24 protein-coding genes and 1 riboswitch are annotated in these 22385 nt (G+C 71.4%); of the genes, 13 read left to right on the plus strand and 11 right to left on the minus strand.

What is annotated here, in order from left to right; genetic code table 11:
• The 7 genes from AB0F52_RS36705 (at position 1) to AB0F52_RS36735 (ending at position 4785) form a co-directional block, all read left to right on the plus strand.
• A complete protein-coding gene (locus tag AB0F52_RS36705) occupies positions 1-369 on the plus strand; it encodes a DUF742 domain-containing protein (protein WP_360180894.1) in 369 nt (122 codons plus the stop codon).
• Positions 344-970, plus strand: a complete 627-nt coding sequence (locus tag AB0F52_RS36710; protein WP_360180896.1) for an ATP/GTP-binding protein — start codon at positions 344-346, stop codon at positions 968-970. Before AB0F52_RS36705 ends, AB0F52_RS36710 begins: the two co-directional genes overlap by 26 nt.
• 56 nt (positions 971-1026) lie before the next feature.
• On the plus strand, positions 1027-2253 hold the full coding sequence (locus AB0F52_RS36715) for a styrene monooxygenase/indole monooxygenase family protein (protein WP_360180898.1): 1227 nt from the start codon (positions 1027-1029) through the stop codon (positions 2251-2253).
• A 75-nt stretch (positions 2254-2328) separates the two neighbouring features.
• Complete coding sequence (locus AB0F52_RS36720; protein ID WP_360180900.1) at positions 2329-3195, plus strand: Ku protein; 867 nt, start codon at positions 2329-2331, stop codon at positions 3193-3195.
• A 113-nt stretch (positions 3196-3308) separates the two neighbouring features.
• The gene (locus tag AB0F52_RS36725; protein ID WP_360180902.1) at positions 3309-3518 is read left to right on the plus strand and encodes a hypothetical protein; all 210 of its coding nucleotides are present in this window, start codon (positions 3309-3311) and stop codon (positions 3516-3518) included.
• A 284-nt stretch (positions 3519-3802) separates the two neighbouring features.
• On the plus strand, positions 3803-4132 hold the full coding sequence (locus AB0F52_RS36730; protein WP_360180904.1) for a metalloregulator ArsR/SmtB family transcription factor: 330 nt from the start codon (positions 3803-3805) through the stop codon (positions 4130-4132).
• Positions 4129-4785: a cation transporter gene (locus tag AB0F52_RS36735; protein WP_360180906.1), complete on the plus strand. Its 657-nt coding sequence runs from the start codon at positions 4129-4131 to the stop codon at positions 4783-4785. Before AB0F52_RS36730 ends, AB0F52_RS36735 begins: the two co-directional genes overlap by 4 nt.
• 28 nt (positions 4786-4813) lie before the next feature.
• On the opposite strand, the gene AB0F52_RS36740 is transcribed toward AB0F52_RS36735, so the two are convergent.
• The 5 genes from AB0F52_RS36740 to AB0F52_RS36760 form a co-directional block, all read right to left on the minus strand.
• Positions 4814-4969: a hypothetical protein gene (locus AB0F52_RS36740; protein ID WP_004559113.1), complete on the minus strand. Its 156-nt coding sequence runs from the start codon at positions 4967-4969 to the stop codon at positions 4814-4816.
• A gap of 121 nt (positions 4970-5090) precedes the next feature.
• Entirely contained in the window at positions 5091-6551 is a 1461-nt protein-coding gene (gene ahcY, locus AB0F52_RS36745) for an adenosylhomocysteinase (protein WP_360180908.1), read from the minus strand.
• Between the two features lie 83 nt (positions 6552-6634).
• Positions 6635-6711, minus strand: a riboswitch (S-adenosyl-L-homocysteine riboswitch).
• A gap of 31 nt (positions 6712-6742) precedes the next feature.
• Complete coding sequence (locus AB0F52_RS36750; RefSeq protein WP_360180910.1) at positions 6743-7228, minus strand: GNAT family N-acetyltransferase; 486 nt, start codon at positions 7226-7228, stop codon at positions 6743-6745.
• Positions 7225-7488, minus strand: coding sequence for a hypothetical protein (locus tag AB0F52_RS36755; RefSeq protein ID WP_360180912.1), 264 nt, complete (start codon positions 7486-7488; stop codon positions 7225-7227). The genes AB0F52_RS36750 and AB0F52_RS36755 overlap by 4 nt, the downstream gene beginning before the upstream one ends.
• Before the next feature lie 484 nt (positions 7489-7972).
• The gene (locus tag AB0F52_RS36760; RefSeq protein WP_360180914.1) at positions 7973-8863 is read right to left on the minus strand and encodes a diiron oxygenase; all 891 of its coding nucleotides are present in this window, start codon (positions 8861-8863) and stop codon (positions 7973-7975) included.
• Positions 8864-8952: 89 nt separating this feature from the next.
• Between AB0F52_RS36760 and AB0F52_RS36765 the strand changes: the two genes are divergently transcribed.
• Positions 8953-9612, plus strand: a complete 660-nt coding sequence (locus tag AB0F52_RS36765) for a TetR/AcrR family transcriptional regulator (RefSeq protein WP_360180916.1) — start codon at positions 8953-8955, stop codon at positions 9610-9612.
• Here AB0F52_RS36765 and AB0F52_RS36770 read toward each other — a convergent pair.
• On the minus strand, positions 9609-10634 hold the full coding sequence (locus AB0F52_RS36770; RefSeq protein ID WP_360180918.1) for a DNA polymerase IV: 1026 nt from the start codon (positions 10632-10634) through the stop codon (positions 9609-9611). The two genes, AB0F52_RS36765 and AB0F52_RS36770, sit on opposite strands and share 4 nt — an antisense overlap.
• A 106-nt stretch (positions 10635-10740) precedes the next feature.
• A complete protein-coding gene (locus tag AB0F52_RS36775; protein ID WP_360180920.1) occupies positions 10741-11004 on the minus strand; it encodes a DUF3040 domain-containing protein in 264 nt (87 codons plus the stop codon).
• Between the two features lie 264 nt (positions 11005-11268).
• On the opposite strand from AB0F52_RS36775, the gene AB0F52_RS36780 reads away from it, so the two are divergent.
• Entirely contained in the window at positions 11269-12330 is a 1062-nt protein-coding gene (locus AB0F52_RS36780) for a cobalamin-independent methionine synthase II family protein (RefSeq protein ID WP_360180922.1), read from the plus strand.
• 26 nt (positions 12331-12356) lie between these two features.
• On the opposite strand, the gene AB0F52_RS36785 is transcribed toward AB0F52_RS36780, so the two are convergent.
• Entirely contained in the window at positions 12357-12989 is a 633-nt protein-coding gene (locus AB0F52_RS36785) for a LysE family translocator (RefSeq protein WP_360180924.1), read from the minus strand.
• Positions 12990-13090: 101 nt separating this feature from the next.
• Between AB0F52_RS36785 and ribA the strand changes: the two genes are divergently transcribed.
• Positions 13091-13702: a GTP cyclohydrolase II gene (gene ribA / locus AB0F52_RS36790; protein WP_360181136.1), complete on the plus strand. Its 612-nt coding sequence runs from the start codon at positions 13091-13093 to the stop codon at positions 13700-13702.
• A 96-nt stretch (positions 13703-13798) separates the two neighbouring features.
• Here the strand turns inward: ribA and AB0F52_RS36795 are convergent, their stop codons facing one another.
• The gene (locus tag AB0F52_RS36795) at positions 13799-14329 is read right to left on the minus strand and encodes a MarR family transcriptional regulator (protein ID WP_360180926.1); all 531 of its coding nucleotides are present in this window, start codon (positions 14327-14329) and stop codon (positions 13799-13801) included.
• Between the two features lie 94 nt (positions 14330-14423).
• On the opposite strand from AB0F52_RS36795, the gene AB0F52_RS36800 reads away from it, so the two are divergent.
• Both AB0F52_RS36800 and AB0F52_RS36805 read left to right on the plus strand, forming a co-directional pair.
• A complete protein-coding gene (locus tag AB0F52_RS36800) occupies positions 14424-15386 on the plus strand; it encodes an MBL fold metallo-hydrolase (RefSeq protein WP_360180928.1) in 963 nt (320 codons plus the stop codon).
• Positions 15383-16918 carry an FAD-dependent monooxygenase gene (locus AB0F52_RS36805; RefSeq protein ID WP_360180930.1) on the plus strand — a complete coding sequence of 512 codons (1536 nt, stop codon included), beginning with the start codon at positions 15383-15385 and terminating at the stop codon, positions 16916-16918. Before AB0F52_RS36800 ends, AB0F52_RS36805 begins: the two co-directional genes overlap by 4 nt.
• Here AB0F52_RS36805 and AB0F52_RS36810 read toward each other — a convergent pair.
• The gene (locus AB0F52_RS36810; protein WP_360180932.1) at positions 16820-19033 is read right to left on the minus strand and encodes a discoidin domain-containing protein; all 2214 of its coding nucleotides are present in this window, start codon (positions 19031-19033) and stop codon (positions 16820-16822) included. The genes AB0F52_RS36805 and AB0F52_RS36810 overlap by 99 nt on opposite strands.
• A 478-nt stretch (positions 19034-19511) precedes the next feature.
• On the opposite strand from AB0F52_RS36810, the gene AB0F52_RS36815 reads away from it, so the two are divergent.
• Positions 19512-21218, plus strand: a complete 1707-nt coding sequence (locus tag AB0F52_RS36815; RefSeq protein ID WP_360180934.1) for a discoidin domain-containing protein — start codon at positions 19512-19514, stop codon at positions 21216-21218.
• Positions 21219-21301: 83 nt separating this feature from the next.
• Here the strand turns inward: AB0F52_RS36815 and AB0F52_RS36820 are convergent, their stop codons facing one another.
• Positions 21302-22348: a LacI family DNA-binding transcriptional regulator gene (locus AB0F52_RS36820; protein ID WP_360180936.1), complete on the minus strand. Its 1047-nt coding sequence runs from the start codon at positions 22346-22348 to the stop codon at positions 21302-21304.
• Between the last annotated feature and the right edge of the window lie 37 nt (positions 22349-22385).

A 22385-nucleotide genomic window follows, 5' to 3' on the forward strand; every position in this document is an offset into this window, starting at 1 on the left:
GTGTCCGAGAAGGACACCGCTTTGCCGCGCCGGAGCCGCCGGATCCGCGCGTACGCGCTCACCGGCGGCCGCACCGGCACGCGCCACCAGCTGCTGGTGGAGACGCTGATCTCGGTGCCGCGGTACGACCCCGCGCTGAGCGACTCGCTCATGCCGGAGTCGCGCTCGCTCTACGAACGCGCCCGGCTGCGCTGCTCGGTCGCCGAGCTGTCGGTCGGGCTGGACCTGCCGCTGGGCGTGGTGCGGGTGCTGCTGGGCGACCTCGCCACCCAGGGCGCGGTGTTCGTGCACCCCACCGCGCACGCCTACCACCACGACACCAACGTGCTCGAGAGGATCCTTGATGGGCTCAAGCGGCTCCCCGCCTGAGGGCGATCTGCTGACGATCTCCGCGAAGATCGTCGTCGCCGGGGGCTTCGGTGTCGGCAAGACCACGTTCGTCGGCGCGGTGTCGGAAGTGCCGCCGATGAGCAACGAGGCGTGGATGACCGAGGCCGGGGAGGGCATCGACGAGATCCCGCCCGGCGGCAAGTCGACCACGACCGTCGCCATGGACTTCGGCCGGATCACGCTGCGCCCGGACCTGCTGCTGTACCTGTTCGGCACGCCGGGGCAGGCGCGCTTCTGGTTCCTGTGGGACGACCTGAGCCGCGGCGCGCTCGGCGCGGTCGTGCTCGTCGACACCAGCCGGATCGACGAGTCGTTCGCGGCGATCAACTACTTCGAGAACGACTCGGAGCTGCCGTTCGTCGTGGCGGTCAACCAGTTCGAGGGCAAGCCGGTGCACGACCTCGACGAGGTGCGCGACGCCCTCGCCCTCGACCCTGCCGTCCCGCTGGTCACCTGTGATGCCCGTGATCGCGCGTCGACGATCGCCACCCTGACCGAACTGGTCGGTCACACGTTGTCACTGGCGGTGCTCTCCGGTCCGGTGGGCCGCGAGCTCGCCGGCAGCGCCCCGCACGCCTAACTCCCTGCATGTCTCAGCCCCGCACGTCCCAGTCCCCGGAAGGTGAAGAGCTCCCCATGCGCAAGGTCCTGGTCGTGGGCGCCGGGCAGTCCGGCCTGCAGCTGGCCTTCGGGCTGCAGGCGAAGGACTACGACGTCACCGTGATGTCCGCGCGGACGCCGGAGGAGATCCGGTCCGGGCGGGTGATGTCGACGCAGTGCATGTTCCACGACGCGCTGCAGCACGAGCGTGACCTCGGGATCAACCTGTGGGAAGCGGACACGGTCGACGTCGAGGGCCTCGGCGTCTCGGTGGCCGCGCCGGACGGCGGCCGCGCGCTCGACTGGTTCGCCGAACTCGACAAGCCCGCCCAGTCGGTCGACCAGCGGGTGAAGATGGCCGGCTGGCTGGAGCTGTTCGAAGACCGCGGCGGCAAGCTCGTCATCCACGGCGTGATGACGTCCGAGCTGGACGCGCTGTCCCGGCTGTACGACCTGGTGATCATCTCGGCCGGCAAGGGCGAGCTGGTCCAGCTGTTCGACCGCGTGCCCGAGCGCTCGCCGTTCACGCGGCCGATGCGCGCGCTTTCGCTGGTCTACGCCCACGGGGTGGGCCGGCGCCCGGAGCACCCGGACCAGGTGGGGGTGCGGTTCAACATCGTCCCCGGCGTCGGCGAGCTGTTCATGATCCCGGCGTACACGCTGAGCGGGAACTGCGACATCCTCTTCTTCGAAGGCGTGCCCGGCGGGCCCCTGGACTGCTTCGGCGACCACCCGGGTCCGGACGAGCACTTCGCGCGCGTGCTGGACCTGATGCGGCAGTTCGTGCCGTGGGAGTACGACCGCTGCCGCGACGCGGAGCTGACCGACGCCAAGGCGACCCTGGCCGGCGGGTACCCGCCGGTGGTCCGCCACCCGGTCGGCACCCTGCCCGGCGGGGCGATCGTGCTGGGCATGGCCGACGTCGTCGTGGCGAACGACCCGATCACCGGGCAGGGCTCGAACAACGCGAGCCACTGCGCGGCGACCTACCTCGACGCGATCGTCTCCCGCGGTGACCGGCCGTTCGACGCGGCGTGGATGGAAGCGACGTTCGAGCGCTACTGGGAGTACGCCCGGCACGTGACCGAATGGACGAACGCACTCCTCCTGCCGCCGCCCCCGCACGTGCTCCAGATCCTGGGCGTGGCCGGGCAGAACCCGGCGGTCGCCCGGCGGTTCGTGAACGGATTCGGCGATCCGACCGATTTCGAGCAGTGGTTCATGGATCCGGCGCTCTGGGAGAAATACCTGGCAGAGGTCTAGATCAGACTGTCGTCGAGGGACGATTCGGGCTACGGTTGTCACGTAGCGTGAAGGCGGACCTCGGAGGTACTGGGCATGCGGGCGATGTGGAAGGGCTCGGTGTCCTTCGGGCTGGTCAGCATTCCGATCCAGATGTACGCGGCGACCGAGAACAAGAACGTCTCCCTGCGCCAGGTGCACGAGGCCGACGGCGGCCGCATCCAGTACAAGCGGTTCTGCACGATCGACGGCCAGGAAGTGCCGTACGCCGAGATCGCCAAGGGCTACGAGCTGCCCGACGGCGAGATGGTGGTGATCACCGACGCGGAGATGGCGGAGCTGCCGCTGACCACCCAGCGCACGATCGACGTGCTGGAGTTCGTGCCGCTCGAATCGATCGACCCGATCCAGTACGACCGGACCTACTACCTGGAGCCGCAGAAGAACGCGGTCAAGCCGTACGTCGTGCTGCGGGACGCGCTGCACAAGTCGAGCCAGGTGGCCATCGCGAAGGTCGCGGTCCGGCAGCGGGAGAGCATGGCGGTGCTGCGTGTGCACGCCGACGTGCTGGTGATGACGACGATGCTGTGGCCGGACGAGGTCCGCGAGCCCGACTTCCCGTTCCTGCGCGACGACCCGCCGCAGATCCGGCCGCAGGAGCTCACCATGGCCGGGTCGCTGATCGACTCGCTGGCCGAGCCGGTGTTCGAGCCGGAGAAGTACCACGACCACTACCGCGAGGCCCTCGAGGAGATGATCGAGGCCAAGGTCACCGGCGACGAGACGACGAAGCCCGCCGCGGTCACCGCCAAGGCCGACGTCGTCGACCTGATGGCGGCGCTGCAGGCCAGTGTGGACGCCGCGAAGAAGTCTCGTCAGTCCTCTTCGGAGGCGTCCGAAGAGGACGGCAAACCGGCGAAGAAGAAGCCGGCGGCCCGCAAGCGGGCGCCGAAACCCGCCTGAGCCGCTCTCGGACGGGTGGTCGTGCCGACACGCCGCCCGGATACCGTGCCCGCGTGCCGCCCGGATTTACCTTGGGGTGCACGTCGTCCACGAGCGCGGAAAGGCGGCCGGTCATGGAGTGTGCTTCCTGTGGCGCCGGGATCGATCACTGCCACGGCACGCTCGGGGTCCACCCGGACGGTGGATTCGCCGAGTGCACCGATCCGGCCTGTGCGGACGGTGACCGCGTGCGGCACGGGCTGATCGTCGACTGCCGGGGCGTCGGCGGCGGGTGCGGCTGCGCCACCGCGCCGCGGAAAACCCTGCTGCACCAGGCTTCCTGAGCCTCCCGCCAGGATCCGTCCAGGCCTTCCCGGCCGGGTTCCGCACCGGGCGGGGAGGCCTGCACGGCGTTCGGATGGCGTCAAGACGGTGACACGATCGTGTATGCAGCTGTGTACAGCGGCTGGGCGATGTGCTAACACTAACGAGGTCCTTCGGCTCTCCCTCCCCCTCGGAGCCGGAGGACCCTTTCTTTTCCGGGTTTCCCGGTGTTCCGGGCGGCGCGGTGTCGCCGGTGGCGTCCGTCCGTTGTGGATACGTCAGTCGGGGCTGTACAGTTCACTGCATGGTGACCTGTGAGACGCGTGAGTCGGCGCTGGCCCGCATCGGGCGCGCGCTGGCGGACCCGACCCGCTGCCGGATCCTGACCTCGTTGCTCGAGGGGCCCGCCTACCCGGGCCGCTTGGCCGGGGAGCTGGGGCTGAGCCGGTCCAACGTCTCGAACCACCTGTCGTGCCTGCGCGGCTGCGGGCTCGTGGTGGCCGGCTACGAGGGTCGTCAGGTGCGGTACGAGATCGCCGACGAACACCTGGCCCGTGCGCTGCGGGAACTCGTCCAGGTCGTGCTGGCGGTCGAACCGCGGGCGGCCTGCGAAGACGACGTGGTGGCGCGATGACGCCGGAACCGGCCGCGGAGGCCTGCGCCGGTGGGTGCTGCGCACCGCCGGGGGCCGGGCCGGATCGCCGGGTGGGGCTGGTGCGGCGGGTCCGGCTGCTGGTGGCCGCGACCATCACCTACAACGTCGTCGAGGCCGTCGTCGCCCTGACGGCCGGCGCCGCGGCTTCGTCCGGGGCGCTGATCGGCTTCGGGCTGGATTCGGTGATCGAGGTCGCGTCGGCGGCCGCGGTCGCGTGGCAGTTTTCCGGCCGTGATCCCGACGCGCGGGAACGACGCGCGTTGAAAGCGATCGCGATTTCCTTCTTCGCGCTCGCGATTTACGTGACGGGGGAGGCTGCTGGTACGTTTTTAACCGGCGCTTCGCCGGAAACTTCGCGGACCGGAATCGTGCTCGCGGCCATTTCCCTCGTGGTGATGCCCGTGCTGTCGGGTGCGCAGCGCCGGGCCGGGCGGGAGCTGGGCTCCGCCAGTGCGGTGGCGGATTCGCGGCAGACTTTGCTCTGCGCTTACCTTTCCGCGGTCCTGCTGGCGGGGTTGCTGCTCAACGCCCTGCTCGGCTGGTGGTGGGCCGACCCCCTCGTCGCGCTCGCGATCGCCGGGGTGGCGGTGCAAGAAGGCCGAACGGCCTGGCGCGGCCAGCATTGCTGCTGACCGCGCCAGGCCGTGGCGAGTCTCGGGATCAGTACCAGTGCGCCCGGCCACCGATCCGGCGGCCGGTGCCGCCCAGGATGGCCAGTGCCACGCCGGCCACCGCGAGAATGATACCGATGGTGTACAGCACCGGGATGCCCACGATGAACCCGATGACAAGCAGAATCACACCGAGAATGATCACTTGACACACTCCTTCGCATGAGACCCGGCCCGGCTCCGTGCCGTCCGGGCGGATGCGCTCTCGACGGGAGGATGGCCAGTTTCCGGATAAACCAAACTACGGCGAATGGAGCAATCTTGGATCAGTACCGATAGTGATCGAGCTTGTACGGACCTTCGACGTCGACGCCGATGTACTCGGCCTGCGCCTTCGTGAGCCTGGTGAGCTTCACCCCGAGCGCGTCGAGGTGCAGGCGGGCCACCTTCTCGTCGAGGTGCTTCGGCAGCCGGTGGACGTCCGTGGCGTACTCGCCGGGCTTGGTGAACAGCTCGATCTGCGCGATCGCCTGGTTGGTGAACGAGTTCGACATCACGAAGGACGGGTGCCCGGTCGCGTTGCCCAGGTTCATCAGGCGCCCCTCGGACAGCACGATGATCGCGTGGCCGTCCGGGAACGTCCACTCGTGCACCTGCGGCTTGATCTCGTTCTTCACGACGCCCGGCAGCTTCGCCAGCCCGGCCATGTCGATCTCGTTGTCGAAGTGCCCGACGTTGGCGACGATCGCGTTGTGCTTCATCCGGCTCATCTGGCCGGCGGAGATGATGCCGAAGTTGCCGGTGGTGGTGATGAAGATGTCGGCCGTCTCGACGACGTCGTCGAGCTCGACGACGTCCAGCCCGTCCATCGCCGCCTGCAGCGCGCAGATCGGGTCGATCTCGGTGACCGCGACCCGGCCGCCCTGGCCGCGCAGCGCCTCCACCGCGCCCTTGCCGACGTCGCCGTAGCCGCAGACGACCACGCGCTTGCCGCCGATCATCACGTCGGTGGCCCGGTTCAGGCCGTCCACAAGGGAGTGCCGGATGCCGTACTTGTTGTCGAACTTGGACTTCGTCACCGAGTCGTTGACGTTCATCGCCGGGAAGAGCAGCTCGCCGTCCTTGGCGAGCTTGTAGAGCCGCTTGACGCCGTTGGTCGTCTCCTCGGTGACGCCGCGGATCTCCTTGGCCATGCGGGTGAAGCGGTCACCGTCGGCCGCCACGCTCGCGCGGAGGGTTTCGAGGACGATCCGGTACTCCTCCGGGTCCTCTTCGGACGGCTGCGGGACCGCGCCCGCCGCCTCGAACTCGACTCCCTTGTGGACGAGCAGCGTGGCGTCGCCGCCGTCGTCGAGGATCATGTTCGGGGACTGGCCGCCGGGGAAGGCGAAGAGCTGGTCGGTGCACCACCAGTACTCTTCGAGGGATTCGCCCTTCCACGCGAACACCGAGGTGCCCGCCGGGGCGTCGACGGTGCCTTGCGGGCCGACGACGACCGCGGCGGCGGCCTCGTCCTGGGTGGAGAAGATGTTGCAGGACACCCAGCGCACCTGCGCGCCGAGCGCCACCAGGGTCTCGATGAGCACGGCGGTCTGCACGGTCATGTGCAGCGACCCGGCGATGCGCGCGCCCTTCAGCGGCTGCGCGGCGGCGTACTCGCGGCGGATCGCCATCAGGCCGGGCATCTCGTGCTCGGCCAGCCGCAGCTGGGTGCGGCCGGCGTCGGCCAGTGCGAGGTCGGCCACGGCGAAGTCGAGGCCACCCGAGTTCTGCAGTTTGTCACTCATGTTTCGATGCACTCCGGAGTTCGTCGGCGAAACGCTCGGGAGGCAGCACGAAGTCCTTGCGGACAACGAGAAAGGCACCTCCCGCACGGGAGGCGCCCTTGGAGTCGTGTCACGGGCCGAGCGTGGCGGAAAGGATTCCGTCGCAGCGCCTCTCGGCCCGGAACCAGGATGGCAAAGCCGCGGCGAGGCTGTCAAGCGAGCGAGCGGGCCATGAGAACGTCGTCGACGTCGGTGTCGTCGATGCGAAATTCGCCCCGCAGCACGCCTTCCACGACGAACCCGCAGCGTTCGTAGACCCGGCGGGCGCCGGTGTTGTGACCCAGCACCCGCAGCGTCAGCTTGCGGGCGCCACGCTCCCGCGCTTCGGCCACGGCGGCGTCGACGAGCCGGCGCGCGATGCCGAGCCGCTGCCGCCGCGGGTCGACGGCGAGCCCGCCGATCACCCGGACGTGCCGGTGGGCGGGGATGCCGAACCCTTCGGCGAGCCGGACGTAGCCGGTCACCACGCCGTCCTGCTCGGCGACCAGGACGTCTTCGGGCCGGGCTGCCCCGTCGAAGAAGGGCGTGCCGGGTGGCGGCGGGGGAGCGGGGGACATGGCCGAGGTCCAGGTTCGCCGGTCGATCTCGGCGAGCGCGGCTTCGTCTTCGGGGCGGGCCAGGCGGATGGTGACGGTCACGCGAGCTCCCGCCAGGCCTGGTTCACGAGCGCGGCCAGTTCGCGCGGGTCGCGGTTGCCCTCGGAGCTCAGCGCCCGCAGCGTGACAGTCAGGGCGGGGCCGGTGCGCTGGCCGCTCGTGACGACCGACCGGGCCGGGTCCGGTGCCGAACCGGCCGGCGTGGGGTCGTTGTGCCGCAGGCACTGCACGTCGCCCAAGTGCACGAGTTCGGTGCTCGGCGCGGCCAGGCCGAGGGCTTCGGCGTCCTCGTACGGTGCCACGAGCTCCGGTGAGGGTGCCCGGACGGCGACCAGCTGGAGGCTGCGCTCCAGCCGGTCGTCCTGGTACTGCTGGACGACCGCGCCGGCCCCGCCGTAGGCCGTCGACGTGCGGGCCGCGGTTTCCCGATCGGTTTCCCGATCCGTTCGATCGTGGCCTGGCCCAGGGTCTTGTCGATCTTCGCGATCACGTCCTGGACCTTGCCCAGCCCGCCGAGAGCGGCCGGGGCGGTCAGCGGGCGGCTGCTCGGGCCGCCGAGCAGGGTCAGGACCAGCCACGGCACGCCGACCAGCACCGCGCCGGCGAGGAAGCCGAGCAGGCCGGTGACGGCCGGCCGGGCGAGGAGCGAGCGGCGGTGTGGAGCCGGAGTGTGGGCCCGTTGCCCGGGTGCGGGTTCGAGCGGGAAGTCCTGCGGGGAGTCCTCGGTCACCAGGGAATCCTGGCGGAATCCGGCATCCGGCGCGAAGGGAATTCTCCGGACGGCGTTCAGATGAGGTTCGCGCGCCGCCAGATGCCCTCGGAGCGGCCGCCGATCAGGCCCGCGTCGCGCAGGAACGGCACGATCTTCTCCGCCATCCAGCGGCGGGTCTCGTGGAAGTGCGGGTTCGCCAGCGCCGCCGCGCGGCCCTCCCGCGGGTCGATCCCGACGCTGCGGTAGATCCGCGCGTCGACCATGCTGTCGATCACGCCGAACGCGACCAGGGCGGTCCGCAGGCGGTGCCGCTGCAGGGCCGCCTTCGACAGCTTCGGCGTCTCGCGCAGCACTTCTTCCTTCGCGAACCGGACGTGCCGGGCCTCTTCGACCACGTGGATGCGGTTGACCGAGCGGATCAGCGGCTGGATGCCGTCGTCGTCCATCATCGACCGCTGGAGCCGGTCGGTGGTCTCCTCCGCGACCAGCACGCTGGCGAACATCGACGGGCCGGCGGCGGTCGCGCCGAACACCTTCGCGGCGCGGTGGACCACCTTGGGGACGCCGTACCGCGGGACGCCGAGCCGCTGCGCGGTGCGGGCGAACATCACCGAGTGCCGCGTCTCGTCGCCGATCTCGGTCATCGCGTACTGCGCGTGCTCGGTGCGCGCGTCCAGGTCGAAGACGTACCGGGCGAGCAGCTGCATCAGGACGATCTCGAACCACAGGCCGACGCTCATGATGCTGGCGATCTCGTGCTTGGACAGCTCGATCCGCTGCTCCGGCGTCAGCTTCGCCCAGAGGTCCGTGCCGTAGAGGGAGACGCGCTCGAGCGGCATGTACGCCTTGCCCTCGGCGAGCGGCGCGTCCCAGTCGATGTCGACGTGCGGGTCGTAGCTGTTCTTCGCCGAGCTCTTGAGCAGGCGAGCCGCGGTGACGTCCCGGTCCTGGGCCTCGACGCCCATGGCGGCCTCCGAAGAAAGTAGGGGGTACGCGATGTACTAGCTACTTCGGGAGCGTACACCGCCCGGCGGCGCGTGAGTAGGCTTTCGCCGTGACCAAGGTCGACGGACGGGCGACGCGCTGGGCGGGCCAGCAGGAACGGCGGCGCGCGGAGTTCGTCGACGCCGCACTGGCCGCCATCGCCGAGCACGGCCCGGACGTGTCCACCGAGCAGATCGCCGAACGCGCGGGCGTCGCGCGCACGCGCCTGTACCGGCACTTCGACGGCGCGGAAGACCTCCGGCGGGCGATCGCCCAGCGGGCGGCCGAGCTGGTGACGGCCGACCTGGCGCCGCTCTGGCACCCCGAGGGCTCACCGAACGAGATGATCTCCACGGTGATCTCGACGCACCTGCGCTGGCTGACCGAGCACGCCCACCTGCACCGCTACCTGGCCCGCGCGCAGCCGGCCGCCGCGGACGACCGCCCGGACGTCCGCGGCGCGATCGCCCGCCACCTCAGCCGGCTGTTCACCGGCTACCTGACGGCGCTCGGGCTGGACCCGGCCCCGGCGGACACCATCGCGTTCGGCCTGGTCGGCTACGTCGAATCGGCGACGACCCGCTGGCTCGACCACCCGGGCGCGCTGAGCCTGCCCCAGCTGACCGCCCAGCTCACCGGCACGATCTGGGCGATGCTGGACCACACCCTGCGAGCGGGCGGTGTCGAGCTGGACCCGGACCGGCCGCTGCCGCTGCCGGAGGGGCTCTAGTCCTCGCGCGGGAATTCGGCCCGCACGCCCAGCAGCCGGACCGCCCGGGTCAGCTCGAACATCCCGAGCACCTCCCGCGCCGCGCGGTCGAGCGCGGCCGCGTCCGACGTCGGTTCCGGCAGCGTGATGCTGTGCGTGTGGGTCAGGAACGGCACGAACCGCACCTTGACCGCGACCCGCGCCGCCGGGCGGCCCTCGTCGAGGACGTCCTGGGCGACGCGCTTGGCCAGTGCCGTGACCTCGGCCGCCACCTCCGCCGGGTCCGTCAGGTCGCGCTGGAACGTCGTTTCGCGGCTGCGGGAGCGGGCCACCCACGGGGTCGCGCTCACCTCGGCGTCGCTGATGCCGCCGCCGAGCAGCCGCAGCCACGGGCCGGTCTTCGGGCCGAACCGCGCGGCGAGCTCCGCCGCGTCGGCCCCGGCCAGGTCCAGGACCGTCGTGATGCCCAGCTCGGCGAGCTTCTTCGCCGTCTTGCCGCCGATGCCCCACAGCGCGTCGGTCGGGCGGGTGGCCATCACCTCCCACCAGTTCTCCCGCGTCAGCCGGTAGATCCCGCCCGGCTTGCCGAACCCGGTGGCGAGCTTGGCCCGCAGCTTGTTGTCCCCGATCCCGACCGCGCACGACAGGCCCGTCTCGCGCGCCACCGCCTCCTTGATCGCGGCGGCCAGCGCCTCGGGGTCGGCCGTCTCAGCGCCGACGAACGCCTCGTCCCAGCCCAGCACCTCGACCACGACCGGCAGCTCCCGGACCGCGGCCATCACGCGCGCCGACACCTCGAGGTAGGCGTCCGGGTCGCTGGGCAGGAAGACGGCGTCCGGGCAGCGCTTGGCGGCGATCCGCAGCGGCATGCCGGACTGGACGCCGAACTCGCGGGCCTCGTACGACGCCGTCGCGACGACGGCTCGCTCGGTGGGGTCGCCGTTGCCGCCGACCACGACGGGCTTCCCGCGCAGCTCGGGGTGGCGGGCGACCTCGACCGCGGCGATGAACTGGTCGAGGTCGACGTGCAGGACCCACTTCACCCCGCCCAGTCTGCCTCAGAACCTTATTCAGCCGTCGGCCGGCGCGAGTGTCACCACAGGTGGGCGGCCTGCGGCCCGTAGCGCCGTCCTGACCAGAATAAGGTTCTCAGATCCGGTGCCGCGCCACGTGGGTCCAGACGGTGGCGGTGAGCGCGATGATCCCGCACAGCGTCACGCCCGGGTCGGGCAGCACCAGGCCCAGGACCAGCAGCGTCACGGCGGTGATGTCGAAGAAGATCAGGACGGCGCTCCGGAGCCCGCGCGACTTCGGGCGCCGGCCGTCGCGCAACGCGGCAGCCAGATCCGGATCACTGAGCTCCAGGCTGCGCTCGATCTTCTCGAGCTCGGTGCGGTCGTGGTGACTGAGCATCGGGCCTCCTTCGGCGCCGAACCCGCCGTATCGCCGTAGCGAATACCCAATCGTCCTCCCGGCGAACCGCCAAACGCCTTCTTGTTTCGTGCTTTTCTCTGGTCCGACCGGGTGATCCGCGCTCTGTGACCGGCTCCGGCCACGTTAAGTTGCCCCGAGAACGTCGCCGGTCACGGCCCGGACGGCGGGTGGGGGCGGCCGGGTGGCCAGGTCCTGCCGTCGTGCCGGTGGCCGGCCGGCCCTGTCAACCAGCCGGAGGACTTCATGACCCTGCCCACCGAACCGATCGGCAGCATCCCGCGTCCCGCCTACCTCGTCGAAGGCCTCGGCGAATTCGCCGCGGGCCGGCTCGACGCCGCCGCGCTCGCCGAACTCGAGAGCCGGGCGCTGGCCGACACCATCCGCCGGTTCGAGGAAACCGGCTCGCCGGTGCTGACGGACGGAGAACAGGGCAAGCCGAGCTTCGCGACGTACCCGCTGGCCGGGCTGGAAGCCCTGGCGCCCGACGGCGTCGTCATCCCGTTCGCCGACGGGCACACCCGGCAGCTGCCGCGGCTGACCGCCGGCCCGTTCCGCTACGCGACGCACGCCGGCTCGTACCTGACGCGCGCGAAAACGCTTACCGAGCGGCCCGTCAAGCAGGCGGTGATCGCCGCGTCCGCGCTCTCGCTGATCTACCCCGGCGACGGCATCGAGGGGTACTCGCAGGAGCAGTTCGTCGCCGACCTGGTGAACGAGGCCGAGGCGGACATCCGGGGCAGCCTCGACGCGGGCGCGGACAGCGTGCAGATCGACTTCACCGAAGGGCGGCTGTCGCTGAAGCTCGACCCGTCCGGCGGGCTGCTGCGCCAGTTCGTCGAGCTCAACAACGCCGTGCTGGACCGGTTCACCGCCGAGGAGCGCGCGAAGATCGGCGTCCACACCTGCCCGGGCGGCGACCAGGACTCCGTGCACAGCCTCGACGTCGACTACGCGGGCCTGCTGCCGGCGCTGTTCGACCTGAAGGCCGGGCGCTTCTTCGTCCAGCTGGCCAGCGAAGCCGACCCGGAGCGGGCGCTGCGGGTGATCGCCGAGCACCTCAAGGCCGATCAGCGGGTCTTCGTCGGGGTCATCGACCCGATCGACCCGCGGGTGGAGACCGCGGAGGAGGTCCGGGACCGGGTGCTCACCGCGGCGAAGTACGTGCCGGCCGAGCGGCTCGGCACCTGCGACGACTGCGGGTTCTCGCCGTTCGCCGACGACACGTCGACCTCGCGCGACATCGCGTTCGCGAAGATCGCGGCGCGGGTCGAGGGCACGCGGCTGGCGTCGGAGCAGCTCGGCTGAGCGGACGGCGTGAGCCCGGCCCGGGCTCACGCCGTCTCGGCGGCGACCTTCAGCCCGAGGGCGACGAGCACGGTGCCCAGGAGGGCGTCGAGACCCCGGCGGACGCGGCCGGCGCTGAAGAACCGCTTCAGCGCCCCGACCACGACGGCGAGGGTGACGAACCACAGGACCGTGCCGGCGGTGGCGATCGCGGCCAGTTCGAGCGTCTGCAGGGTCGAGCCGTCGGCGGGCAGGAACTGGGGGAGCAGAGCCAGGAAGTACACGGCGACCTTGGGGTTGAGCAGGTTCGTCACCAGGCCCTGCCGGAAGGCGGCTCCGGCTTCGAGCCGGCGCACCCCGGTGGTCTCGGTGAGGTCCCGGTACTCGCCGCGGCGCACGGCCAGCCACGCCTTGACGCCGAGCACCACCAGGTAGGCCGCGCCGGCCAGCTTGACCACGGTGAACGCGACCGCCGACGCGGTGAGCACGGCGGCGACGCCCAGGGCGATCGCGACCACCCAGGCGAAGACGCCGAGCGCGATCCCGGTGCCCGCGGCGATCCCGGCCCGCCGCCCGCCGGCGAGCGCCGAGCGCGTCACGACGACGAAGTCGGGCCCGGGCGACATCGCCCCGAGCACGACGACCAACAGGAACGAAGCGGCGGTGGCACCGGGGATCATGACCCCGAGAATACGACCCGGCCGCCACCCCATTTCCCCCTGAAGTTCGAATTTGAACTTCGTGTAGGGTCGATCTTGTGGGTGACTCCAGGGGCGAGGGCATGACGGCCGAGGTGCGGACGCGGGTGCGGATCCCGCTGCGGCTCGACGGCGGCATCGCGGTCGACGCCGAAGCCGTCACCTTCCGCGGCCTGGCCGACGGCGGTGAGCACCTGGCGTTCGTCCTGGGCACGCCCGGCGAGGTGCCGCTGGTGCGGCCGCACTCGGAATGCCTGACCGGCGACGTCTTCGGGTCGGCGCGCTGCGACTGCGGCCCGCAGCTGGCCGAGGCGGTCGCGCGGATCTCCGAGACCGGTGGATACCTGCTGTACTTGCGCCAGGAGGGCCGGGGAATCGGGCTGTACAACAAGCTCGACGCGTACGCCCTGCAAGACGGCGGCCTCGACACCTACGCCGCGAACGCCGCGCTCGGGCTGCCCGAAGACGCCCGCGACTACACGGTCGCCGCGCAGATGCTGGGTGCGCTCGGGGTGGACCGGGTCGACCTGCTGTCGAACAACCCGGACAAGGCGGCGCAGCTGCGGGCGGCCGGGATCGCGGTGCGCGACCGGGTCCCGACGGGGGTCTTCGCGACCGAGAACAACGTCCGGTACCTGCGGGCGAAGGCCGAGCAGACCGGGCACACGTTGAGCCTGCCGGGCCTGGCCAGCTGAGCCACGCGGCCGGTCGCGTACCCGGAGGGTCGGCCGGCGTGCCTGGGCGGCCGGTCGCGTACCCGGAGGGTCGGGGTGCATACCTGGAAGGCCGGCTCAGGTGAGGCGCTGGGCCGCCGCGGCCGCGGGGCTCGTGGTGAGCTTCTCCAGCAGGCCGATCAGGGTGGCCTGTTCCGCCGGGGTCAGGGACGCCACCCAGGCCTGCTCGCGCTCGTTGTGCTCCTGGTAGGCGTCGGTCACCGCGGTGTGGCCCGCTTCGGTCAGCGCCAGCTGCACCGCGCGGCGGTCGTGGGGGACCGCGGTGCGCGCCACCAGGCCGTCCCGCTCCAGGGTCTTGACCAGCGCGGACACCGCCGCACGGCTCATCCCGGCGAGCCGGGCCACGTGGCGGGACTCCAACGGGCCGGCCAGCCACAGGACGAACAGCACCCGGAAGCCGGCCCAGCTCCAGCCGCGCGGGCGGTGGACCGTCGACTCCCAGTCGTAGACGAGCGCGCCGGCCAGCCGGTGCAGCGTGAGGCCGAGGCGCATCGCCACCGGGTCGGTCGTGGGCAGCTCGGCCTGCGTCTTCCCGATCGCGTAGTCGACGAACGAGAGGTAGTCGAGGTCGGCCGGTCGGTCGGTCATGCGGCCAGGTTAAGGGAAGGAGGGTTCCGCACGGCGGTACGGCGGGCTAGCCTGGCTCGATAGTCAATCCTTTGACGATCAAGGAGCGCTCGCCGTGACGAAGAAAGCCTTCGCCTCTTCGGCCGACCTGGCGGAGAAAGCGCAGACCCTCGAGAACCTCGCGGACGGCGTCTGGGCGCTGACCGCCGAGGGCGACCCGAACATCGGCGCGATCGAAGGCGAGGACTTCCTCGTCTGCTTCGAAGCACTGGCCACGCCCGTCGCGGCCGGCGAGTGGCTCGCGAAACTGCGGGAGCACACCGACAAGCCGGTGCGGTACCTGGTGCTGAGCCACTACCACGCCGTGCGCGTGCTGGGCGCGTCCGCCTTCGACGCCGACGTGATCGTCGCGCACGAGAACACCCGTGCCCTGGTCGCCGAGCGCGGCAAGGAGGACTGGGAGAGCGAGTTCGGCCGGATGCCGCGGCTGGCGAAGGGCGCGGAATCGGTGCCCGGCCTGACCTGGCCGACGCTGACCTTCTCCGACCGGCTCACGATCGACCTCGGCGGCGACCGCGGCGACCTCGTCCTGCAGTACTGCGGGCGAGGGCACACCGAAGGCGACATCGTCGCCTGGCTGCCGCGGCAGAAGATCCTCTACGCCGGCGACCTCGTGGAAGCGGAAGCCGCGCTGTACACCGGCGACGCGTTCCACCGCGACTGGGCGTCGTCCACTTTGGACCGGGTGGCCGCCTTCGGGGCCGAGACCCTGATCGGCGGCCGCGGCGGAGTGAGCCGCGGCCGCGCGGCGGTCGACGCCGCCATCGCGCAGACCCGGCACTTCCTGGACACGATGCTCCGCGAGGTCGGCGCCGTCCGTGCCGCCGGCGGCACGCTCAAGGAGGCCTTCGAACGCACGCACGCCGCGCTGAACGACCAGTACGGCCACTGGCCGATCTTCGAGCACTGCCTGCCCTTCGACGTCTCGCGGCTGTGGGACGAGCTGTCCGGCGTCGAGCGGCCGGTGGTGTGGACGGCCGAGCGCGACCGCGAAGTCTGGGACCAGCTCCAAGGATGACGGTCGCCGTCCTCGGCAGCGGCCCGGTCGGCCAGACGGCCGCGCTGCTGCTCGCGCGCCGGGACGTGCCGGTCGTGCTCGTCGACGAGCACGAGGGGCGCGATCCCGTGGGCTCCAAGGCCATCTGCCACCAGCGGGACACCTTGGACGTCTGGGCGTCGCTCGGCGCCGGCTGCCTCGCCCGGGAAGGCCTGACCTGGACGACCGCGCGGACGTTCCACCACGACCGCGAGCTGTTCTCGCTGACCCTGCCCGACGCGGGCTCCGCGCTCCCGCCGTTCGTCAACCTGTCCCAAGCCCGCGTCGAAGAGGTCTTGGACGGGCTGATCGCGCGGCAGCCGCTGATCGACGTCCGCCGCGGTCACCGCGTCACCGGCCTGACCCAGCCGGGCTGCGTCGAGATCCACTGCGAGACGCAAACCGGGCCGCGCCGGATCGAGGCCGACTACGCGATCGCCTGCACCGGAGCCCACGGCGACGTGGTGCGCCGGGCGCTCGGGCAGCGCCTGGCCGGCGTGTCGTTCCGGGACCTGTTCCTGATCTGCGACATCCGCGCCGACCTGCCGGGCTGGGCGGCCGAACGGCGGTTCTGGTTCGACCCGCCGTGGAACCCGGGCCGCCAGGTGCTCATCCACCCGTGCCCCGGCTCGCAGTTCCGCATCGACTGGCAGGTCCCGGAGGACTACGACCTCGCCGCCGAAGAAACGGGCGGCGCCCTCGGCCACCGGATCCGCGCGATCATCGGCGACCGGCCCTACGAGGTGGTCTGGCGCTCGGTGTACCGCTTCCACACGCGCCTCGTCGACCGGATGCGCGTCGGGCGCGTGCTGCTGGCCGGGGACTGCGCGCACCTCGTCGCGCCGTTCGGGGCACGCGGCCTCAACTCCGGCGTGGCCGACGCGGAGAACGCGGCCTGGAAGCTGGCCGCCGTCCTGCGCGGCGACGCGGGGGAGGAGCTGCTGGAGAGCTACCACACCGAGCGGCACGCGGCGGCGGCGGAGAACGCGGCCGTCACCACCGCGACGATGGACTTCCTGGTGCCCCCGGACGACGAGCGGCGCCGTCGCCGGCTCGACGTCCTCACCCGGGCGGCACACGACCCGGCCGCCTGCGAGCAGGTCGACTCGGGCCGGTTGGCCGAGCCGTTCTGGTACGCCGGTTCGCCGCTGACCACGCCAGACCCGGAACGGCCGTTCGCGGGACGGCCGCCGCGAGGGGCCTTGCCGCCGCCGGGACCGGGCGTGCTGCTCCCCGACGTCACCGTCGCGAGTGGACGGTTGCGGGACCTGGCGCGGCAGGGGTTCCTGCTCCTGGCGACGCCGGGTGTGCGGGCGGAGGGCGTGCGGTCGGTGGAAATCCCGCTGGGCGGGGCGCTGGGTGCGCGTCCGGGCGAAGCCTGGCTGGTCCGCCCGGACGCGTACGTCGCCGCGGTGTTACGGGTAGGAGACGAGCGGGCTCACCTGGTGCCCGGTGTTCGCGGCGTCACCCGTGTCGTTGACGACGTGGGCGATCGTGCCGACGCCGCCGAGTGACACCGAGACGAGGTTGTGGAGCCGGACCCCGCCGTTGTTCGGCACCTCGAACGAATGACTGGCCACTATGGACGGGTTCGTGTTGAAGAAGCAGTAGCTGCCCAGGCCCCAGCCTTCGTGGCTGGTCACCGAGTCGGCCACCTTGTACGCCGCCCAGCCCTGCCGGCCGCCGCCGCTGGACCAGGACGCCTGGTCCGGCGGGTCGTACGGCATCTCGTTCTGGAAGAAGTACGTCCGCCCGCCGTTGCCGTTCCAGAGCACCTCGTACTGCTGGTAGTGCTCGACGAACAGGCCGTACATCGTCACGTTCGCACCGTTGACGACCAGGCCGTTCGCCGCGGTGTTGACGTTCCAGCCGACGCCGTTCGAGTGGTCGCCGCGCCACAGCCACATGTGGTCGCCGAGGACATTGTTCGAGTTGACCACCAGGGTCTGCGTGGCCTTGCCGACGGCCGCGCCGCCGATCCGGAAGAACACGTCGTGCAGCGACGTCGGGTCGGCCGCGTGGTTCGCGTTCGACCCCGGCTGGCCGACCTGCACCAGCACCGGCGAGTTCACCGCGCCCGCGTCGATCAGCAGCCCGGCGATCTTCACGCCGTCCACATCGGACGTCGTGATCGCCGCGGTCCCGTTGGTGGGCATCAGTGTCGCCAGGCCGAGGCCGAGCACCACGGTGTCCGGGCGCGTGACGTTCAGCGCCTGGTCGAGGTGGTAGACACCCGGCGTCACGAGCAGGTGCTTGCCCGCGGCCAGCGCGGCGTTGAGCGTCGCGGCCGAGTCGGACGGGTGCGCGACGTAGAACTCGCTCAGCGAGATCGACTGCCCGGCGGGTGCGCCGTGACCCCAGCTGGTGCCGGACGAGTTCTGCCGCAGTGCCGGGACGAACACGTTGTAGCTGCCCGAGCCGTCGACGTACAGGAACGGCTTCTCGCGGATCACCGGGGTCTGTCCGACGACCGTCTCCGGCGGGTTCGGGAACGACGCCGGCGGGGTGCCGGTCGAGCCGACGAACACCATGTTCCAGACGCCGCCCTGCCAGCCGCCCAGCTCACTGTTGCGGGTCAGGAACTGCTGCTGCGAACCGGAAACGGCGACGCCGTCGATCTTGCTGTCGGCGATCAGGCCGCCGCTGGCCCAGCCGTCGCCGCCGTTCCACAGCTGGATCTGGCTGCCCTTGAGGTGCATCCGGCGGTAGGGCGCGGCCTGCGCGACGGCCCAGCGCTCGACCTGGCCGGCCGGCAGTGTCACCGACAGGTTTTCGGCCGACCGCCAGAAGTTCTGGGTCGCGTTGCCCTTGTTGGCCGGGTTGTCGCCCTGCTGCAGCCAATCCGCCTCCACGCGGACGTGGCCGTTGAGGTTGACGTCGTCGGGGGAGAGGCCGAGCCCGGCGACCTGTTCGTAGAAGCCGAGGTTGACGTCGGCGTCGTAGGTGCCCGGCTTGAAGAGCACGGCGTAGCGCTCGCTGCCGAACTGGTTGGTGTGCTGCTGGTTCGCGAGCTGCGTCAGCCGGTTCTGGATCGTCGCGGCCGGGGTCGACGGGTCGAACACCGACACGTTCGGCCCGAGGTCCGGGTTGCGCGGGTCGGTCGGCGGGATGGTCGTCCCGCCGCCGGTGCCGTGGACGGCGGCTTCCCACAGCGAATAGCCGTACTGCGTGGCGCGCTGGGTGCCGGAGACGCGGAGGTACCGCGCGGTGCCGGTGAGGGGCACGGTCTGCGTGCCGCCGGTGCCGGTGGTGGTCGAGTACGCCGTGGTCCAGCTGTTCGCGTCGGCGGACAGCTGGACGCTGAACGCCTTCGCGTACGCGGCTTCCCAGCTGAGGACCACGTCGCAGAGCTGTTGCGCGGAGCCGAGGTCGACCTGCAGCCACTGCGGGTCGGCGAACGCGCTGGACCAGCGCGTGCCGGGGTCGCCGTCGATCGCGGCGGACGCGGGTGTCCCGCCGTTCTCGGCCGAGGACGCGGTCGCGGGATGACCCTGCGCGAGGTTCGTGGTGCCGCACGCGGCGGCCTGGGCCGGTGCGGAGCCGACCACCGCCGCGGTGGTGACCGCGGTGACGAAGGTGGTGGCGATGACGAGGAGGCGGTGTACCGGGGAGAACGTCGTTGATCTCATGAGCCTGCCTGCTGGATCGGGGGGACGGGCGAAACGACGGCGGGCCGGGCGAGCCCCACAGCTCGCGCCGGCGTCGGGTGGTGCGGCGGGTTCGCGTCCGGGCACCCGCCCGGCGCCGTGAGCCGGAAGAGCGGTACCGGGTGGTGCGAGGAGCGCGAACCAGTCAGCCCGAAAGGGTGTGTCGCGGCGGAGCCGTCCCGGCTGGCGGTCACGGAACCGGTTCCGTCGATGAGATCGCAGTTAACAGCGCGGGGTTCGGCGGAGTCAAGGGTCCGGCGCGGATTCTCCTCGCCCGGACCAGTCCGCGGGTGGGTCCGTGACCGTCCGGCGCTGCGGCGTTGACATTTTACGGCTCTTTATTTATATCTTGAACTAAGAGCGTGCCGACGGCCGGGACCCACACCCGCGCCGGAGACCACGTGAGCCGATCCGCGCCGGGGCAAGGCCGCCCCGGCGCCGGTTCGCCGTGGAGGTGCCCATGCAACGCCGCATGCCGAGGATCCGCGTTCTCGCCGTCCTCGCCCTGACCCTGGCCGCCCTGCTCACCGCGCCGGTGGCGCAGGCCGCGCCCGTCCTGCTCTCCCAAGGCCGTCCGGTGACGGCGTCCTCCGCCGAGTCCGCCGCGTTCCCGGCGTCCGCCGCCGTCGACGGCGACCCCGGTACCCGCTGGTCGAGTGGCTTCAGCGACCCGCAGTACCTCCAGGTCGACCTCGGCTCCGGCCAGCAGCTGGCGCAGGTCGTGCTGAACTGGGAAGCCGCCTACGCCAAGGCGTTCACGATCCAGGCGTCCGCCGACGGCAGCACCTGGACGTCGCTCTACTCGACCACCACCGCGACCGGCGGCACCCAGACCCTGAACGTCACCGGCAGCGGCCGGTACGTCCGGCTGACCGGCACCCAGCGCGCCACGCAGTACGGCTATTCGCTGTGGGAGTTCCAGGTCTACGGCGGGGGCGGCACGACCCAGCCCGGTGACGTCCTGCTGTCCTACGGCAAGCCCGGCACCGCCTCCTCCTCGCAGGACGACGGCAACTGCCCCGGCTGCCTCCCGGCCAAGGCGTTCGACCACGATCCGGCCACGCGCTGGGCGACCAGCGCGACCACCGGCTGGGTCGACCCCGGCTGGATCACCGTCGACCTCGGCGCCCCGGCGGCGATCCACCAGGTCGTCCTGCAGTGGGACCCGGCCTACGCCGTCGCGTACCAGCTCCAGGTGTCGAACGACAACGCGAACTGGACGTCCCTCTACTCGACGACCACGGGCAAGGGCTTCAAGGAGACGCTGACCGTCAACGGTTCCGGCCGGTACGTCCGGATGTACGGCACGGCCCGGTCCAACGGCTACGGGTATTCGCTGTGGGGCTTCGACGTCTACGGCACCGGCGGCAACCCGACGCAGCCACCGCCCGCGCCGCCGGCCCCGCACTTCCCGGGCACCCTGGTCTGGAGCGACGAGTTCAACGGCGCCGCGGGCGCGAACCCGGACGCGAGCAAGTGGACCGCCGAGACCGGCCCCGGCGTCAACAACGAACTCGAGTACTACACGAACAACGACAACGCCAAGCAGGACGGCCGCGGCAACCTCGTCATCCAGGTCCGCCGGGAAGCCACCCCGGGCAGCGCCTGCCCGGTCGACCCGATCAGCGGCAGCGGCACCTGCCAGTACACCTCCGGCCGGATCAACACCGCGGGCAAGTTCAGCTTCACCTACGGCCACGTCGAGGCGAACATCAAGGTGTCCGGCACACAGGGTCTGTGGCCCGCGTTCTGGCTGCTGGGCGCGAACTTCTTCAGCGGCACGCCGTGGCCGAACTGCGGCGAGATCGACATCATGGAGCACGTCGGCAAGTCCCCGAACCTGGCCTACTCGACCATCCACGCCCCGGCGTACAACGGCGCGGGCGGTATCGGCGCGCCGCTCGACCTCGGCCAGGACGTTTCGGTCGGCTTCCACCGCTTCGGCCTCGACTGGGACGCGTCGCACATGACCTTCTACGTCGACGGGAACGCGTTCGAGACGATCAACCGCGCCACCGTCGAGAGCACCCGCGGGCCGTGGGTCTACGACCACCCGTTCTTCCTGATCCTCAACAACGCCATCGGCGGCGACTTCCCCGGCCCACCGGGAGCCGGGACCGTGCTCCCGCAGGACATGGTGATCGACTACGTGCGGGTGTACCAGTGACCGCCGGGCTCCGGCGGCGGCTCGCGCTCCTCGCGGGCGCGTCCGGGCAAGCTGCCGATCAGCTTCCCGGGCCGGTACCGCGGCTACGTCGGTGATCCGTCGCGCACCGTCCCCCCGGCGGGAACGCTGACCGTCTCCTGAGTCGACTCGCGGACCACCAGCGCCGTCGGGACGATCAGCGGGGCGGCCGGGGACGGCGCGCCGGCCAGGCGGTCCAGCAGCAGCCCGGCCGCCGTCTCGCCCATCTGCCGCAGCGGCTGGCGGATCGTGGTGAGCGGCGGCTGGGTGTGTGCGGCCAGGGGGATGTCGTCGAAGCCGACCACGGCGACGTCCCCCGGCACCGCGCGGCCCGCCTTGCGCAGGCCGGCCAGCACACCCGCCGCCGTCAGGTCGTTGTGCGCGAAGACCGCGTCGAACTCCGGGCCCGTTTCGAGGAGCTGGAGGATCGCCGCCTCACCGCTTTCGCTCGTGAAGTCCCCTTCGATGATCAACCGCGGGTCGAGGGTCCGGCCGGCGTCGAGGACGACCTCGTTGAAGCCGTTGAGGCGGTCGGCGGTGCAGCCGAAGTCGCGCGGCCCGGTCACCGTGGCCAGCCGGGTGCGGCCGGTGTCCAGCAGGTGGCGCGCCGCGGACGCGCCGCCCTGCCGGTTGTCCGTGCCCACCGACGGGAACGCCGGACGGCGGCCGCGGTCGTCGATCACCACCACCGGCAGCCCGGAGTCGTACAGCACGCGCAGGTGCCGCACCGCGTCCGGCGGTTCCACCAGCAGGAGCCCGTCGAACGCCTTCGCCGAAACCTGCCGCGAGAACTCGCCGAGGGAGTCGGCGCCGCGGTTGGCGGTGGACAGCAGCAGGCCGTAGCCCTTCGACTCCACGACGTCGGCGACGCCCTGCAGCACTTCGCCCATCCACGGCCAGGTCAGTCCCGGCACCAGCATCCCGACCGTGCGCGTCACCCCGCGCGCCAGCCCGACCGCGCCGGCGCTGGGGATGTACCCGGTCGCGGCGATCACTTCGCGCACCCGGATCGCGGTCGCCGCGTCCACGTCGGCCTTGTTGTTGAGCACCCGCGACACGGTCGTCTTGCTCACCCGTGCGCGGCGGGCGACTTCGGCGATCGTGACGCGCATCCGTCCTCCCGATCGGGCGGGTGGAAAGCTCCGTGGT

The sequence above is a fragment of the Amycolatopsis sp. NPDC024027 genome, assembly GCF_040638975.1.
GTDB lineage: Bacteria > Actinomycetota > Actinomycetes > Mycobacteriales > Pseudonocardiaceae > Amycolatopsis.

What these genes read in the sequence shown, in the direction of transcription:
- ribA (WP_360181136.1), top strand. Translation starts at nt 13,091, where the DNA reads ATGACGGCCGAGGTGCGGACGCGGGTGCGGATCCCGCTGCGGCTCGAC.
- ahcY (WP_360180908.1), bottom strand. Translation starts at nt 6,551, where the DNA reads ATGAGTGACAAACTGCAGAACTCGGGTGGCCTCGACTTCGCCGTGGCC.
- AB0F52_RS36785 (WP_360180924.1), bottom strand. Translation starts at nt 12,989, where the DNA reads ATGATCCCCGGTGCCACCGCCGCTTCGTTCCTGTTGGTCGTCGTGCTC.
- AB0F52_RS36715 (WP_360180898.1), top strand. Translation starts at nt 1,027, where the DNA reads ATGCGCAAGGTCCTGGTCGTGGGCGCCGGGCAGTCCGGCCTGCAGCTG.
- AB0F52_RS36760 (WP_360180914.1), bottom strand. Translation starts at nt 8,863, where the DNA reads ATGGGCGTCGAGGCCCAGGACCGGGACGTCACCGCGGCTCGCCTGCTC.
- AB0F52_RS36710 (WP_360180896.1), top strand. Translation starts at nt 344, where the DNA reads ATGGGCTCAAGCGGCTCCCCGCCTGAGGGCGATCTGCTGACGATCTCC.
- AB0F52_RS36815 (WP_360180934.1), top strand. Translation starts at nt 19,512, where the DNA reads ATGCAACGCCGCATGCCGAGGATCCGCGTTCTCGCCGTCCTCGCCCTG.
- AB0F52_RS36795 (WP_360180926.1), bottom strand. Translation starts at nt 14,329, where the DNA reads ATGACCGACCGACCGGCCGACCTCGACTACCTCTCGTTCGTCGACTAC.
- AB0F52_RS36725 (WP_360180902.1), top strand. Translation starts at nt 3,309, where the DNA reads ATGGAGTGTGCTTCCTGTGGCGCCGGGATCGATCACTGCCACGGCACG.
- AB0F52_RS36730 (WP_360180904.1), top strand. Translation starts at nt 3,803, where the DNA reads ATGGTGACCTGTGAGACGCGTGAGTCGGCGCTGGCCCGCATCGGGCGC.
- AB0F52_RS36720 (WP_360180900.1), top strand. Translation starts at nt 2,329, where the DNA reads ATGCGGGCGATGTGGAAGGGCTCGGTGTCCTTCGGGCTGGTCAGCATT.
- AB0F52_RS36775 (WP_360180920.1), bottom strand. Translation starts at nt 11,004, where the DNA reads ATGCTCAGTCACCACGACCGCACCGAGCTCGAGAAGATCGAGCGCAGC.
- AB0F52_RS36810 (WP_360180932.1), bottom strand. Translation starts at nt 19,033, where the DNA reads ATGAGATCAACGACGTTCTCCCCGGTACACCGCCTCCTCGTCATCGCC.
- AB0F52_RS36805 (WP_360180930.1), top strand. Translation starts at nt 15,383, where the DNA reads ATGACGGTCGCCGTCCTCGGCAGCGGCCCGGTCGGCCAGACGGCCGCG.
- AB0F52_RS36780 (WP_360180922.1), top strand. Translation starts at nt 11,269, where the DNA reads ATGACCCTGCCCACCGAACCGATCGGCAGCATCCCGCGTCCCGCCTAC.
- AB0F52_RS36820 (WP_360180936.1), bottom strand. Translation starts at nt 22,348, where the DNA reads ATGCGCGTCACGATCGCCGAAGTCGCCCGCCGCGCACGGGTGAGCAAG.
- AB0F52_RS36735 (WP_360180906.1), top strand. Translation starts at nt 4,129, where the DNA reads ATGACGCCGGAACCGGCCGCGGAGGCCTGCGCCGGTGGGTGCTGCGCA.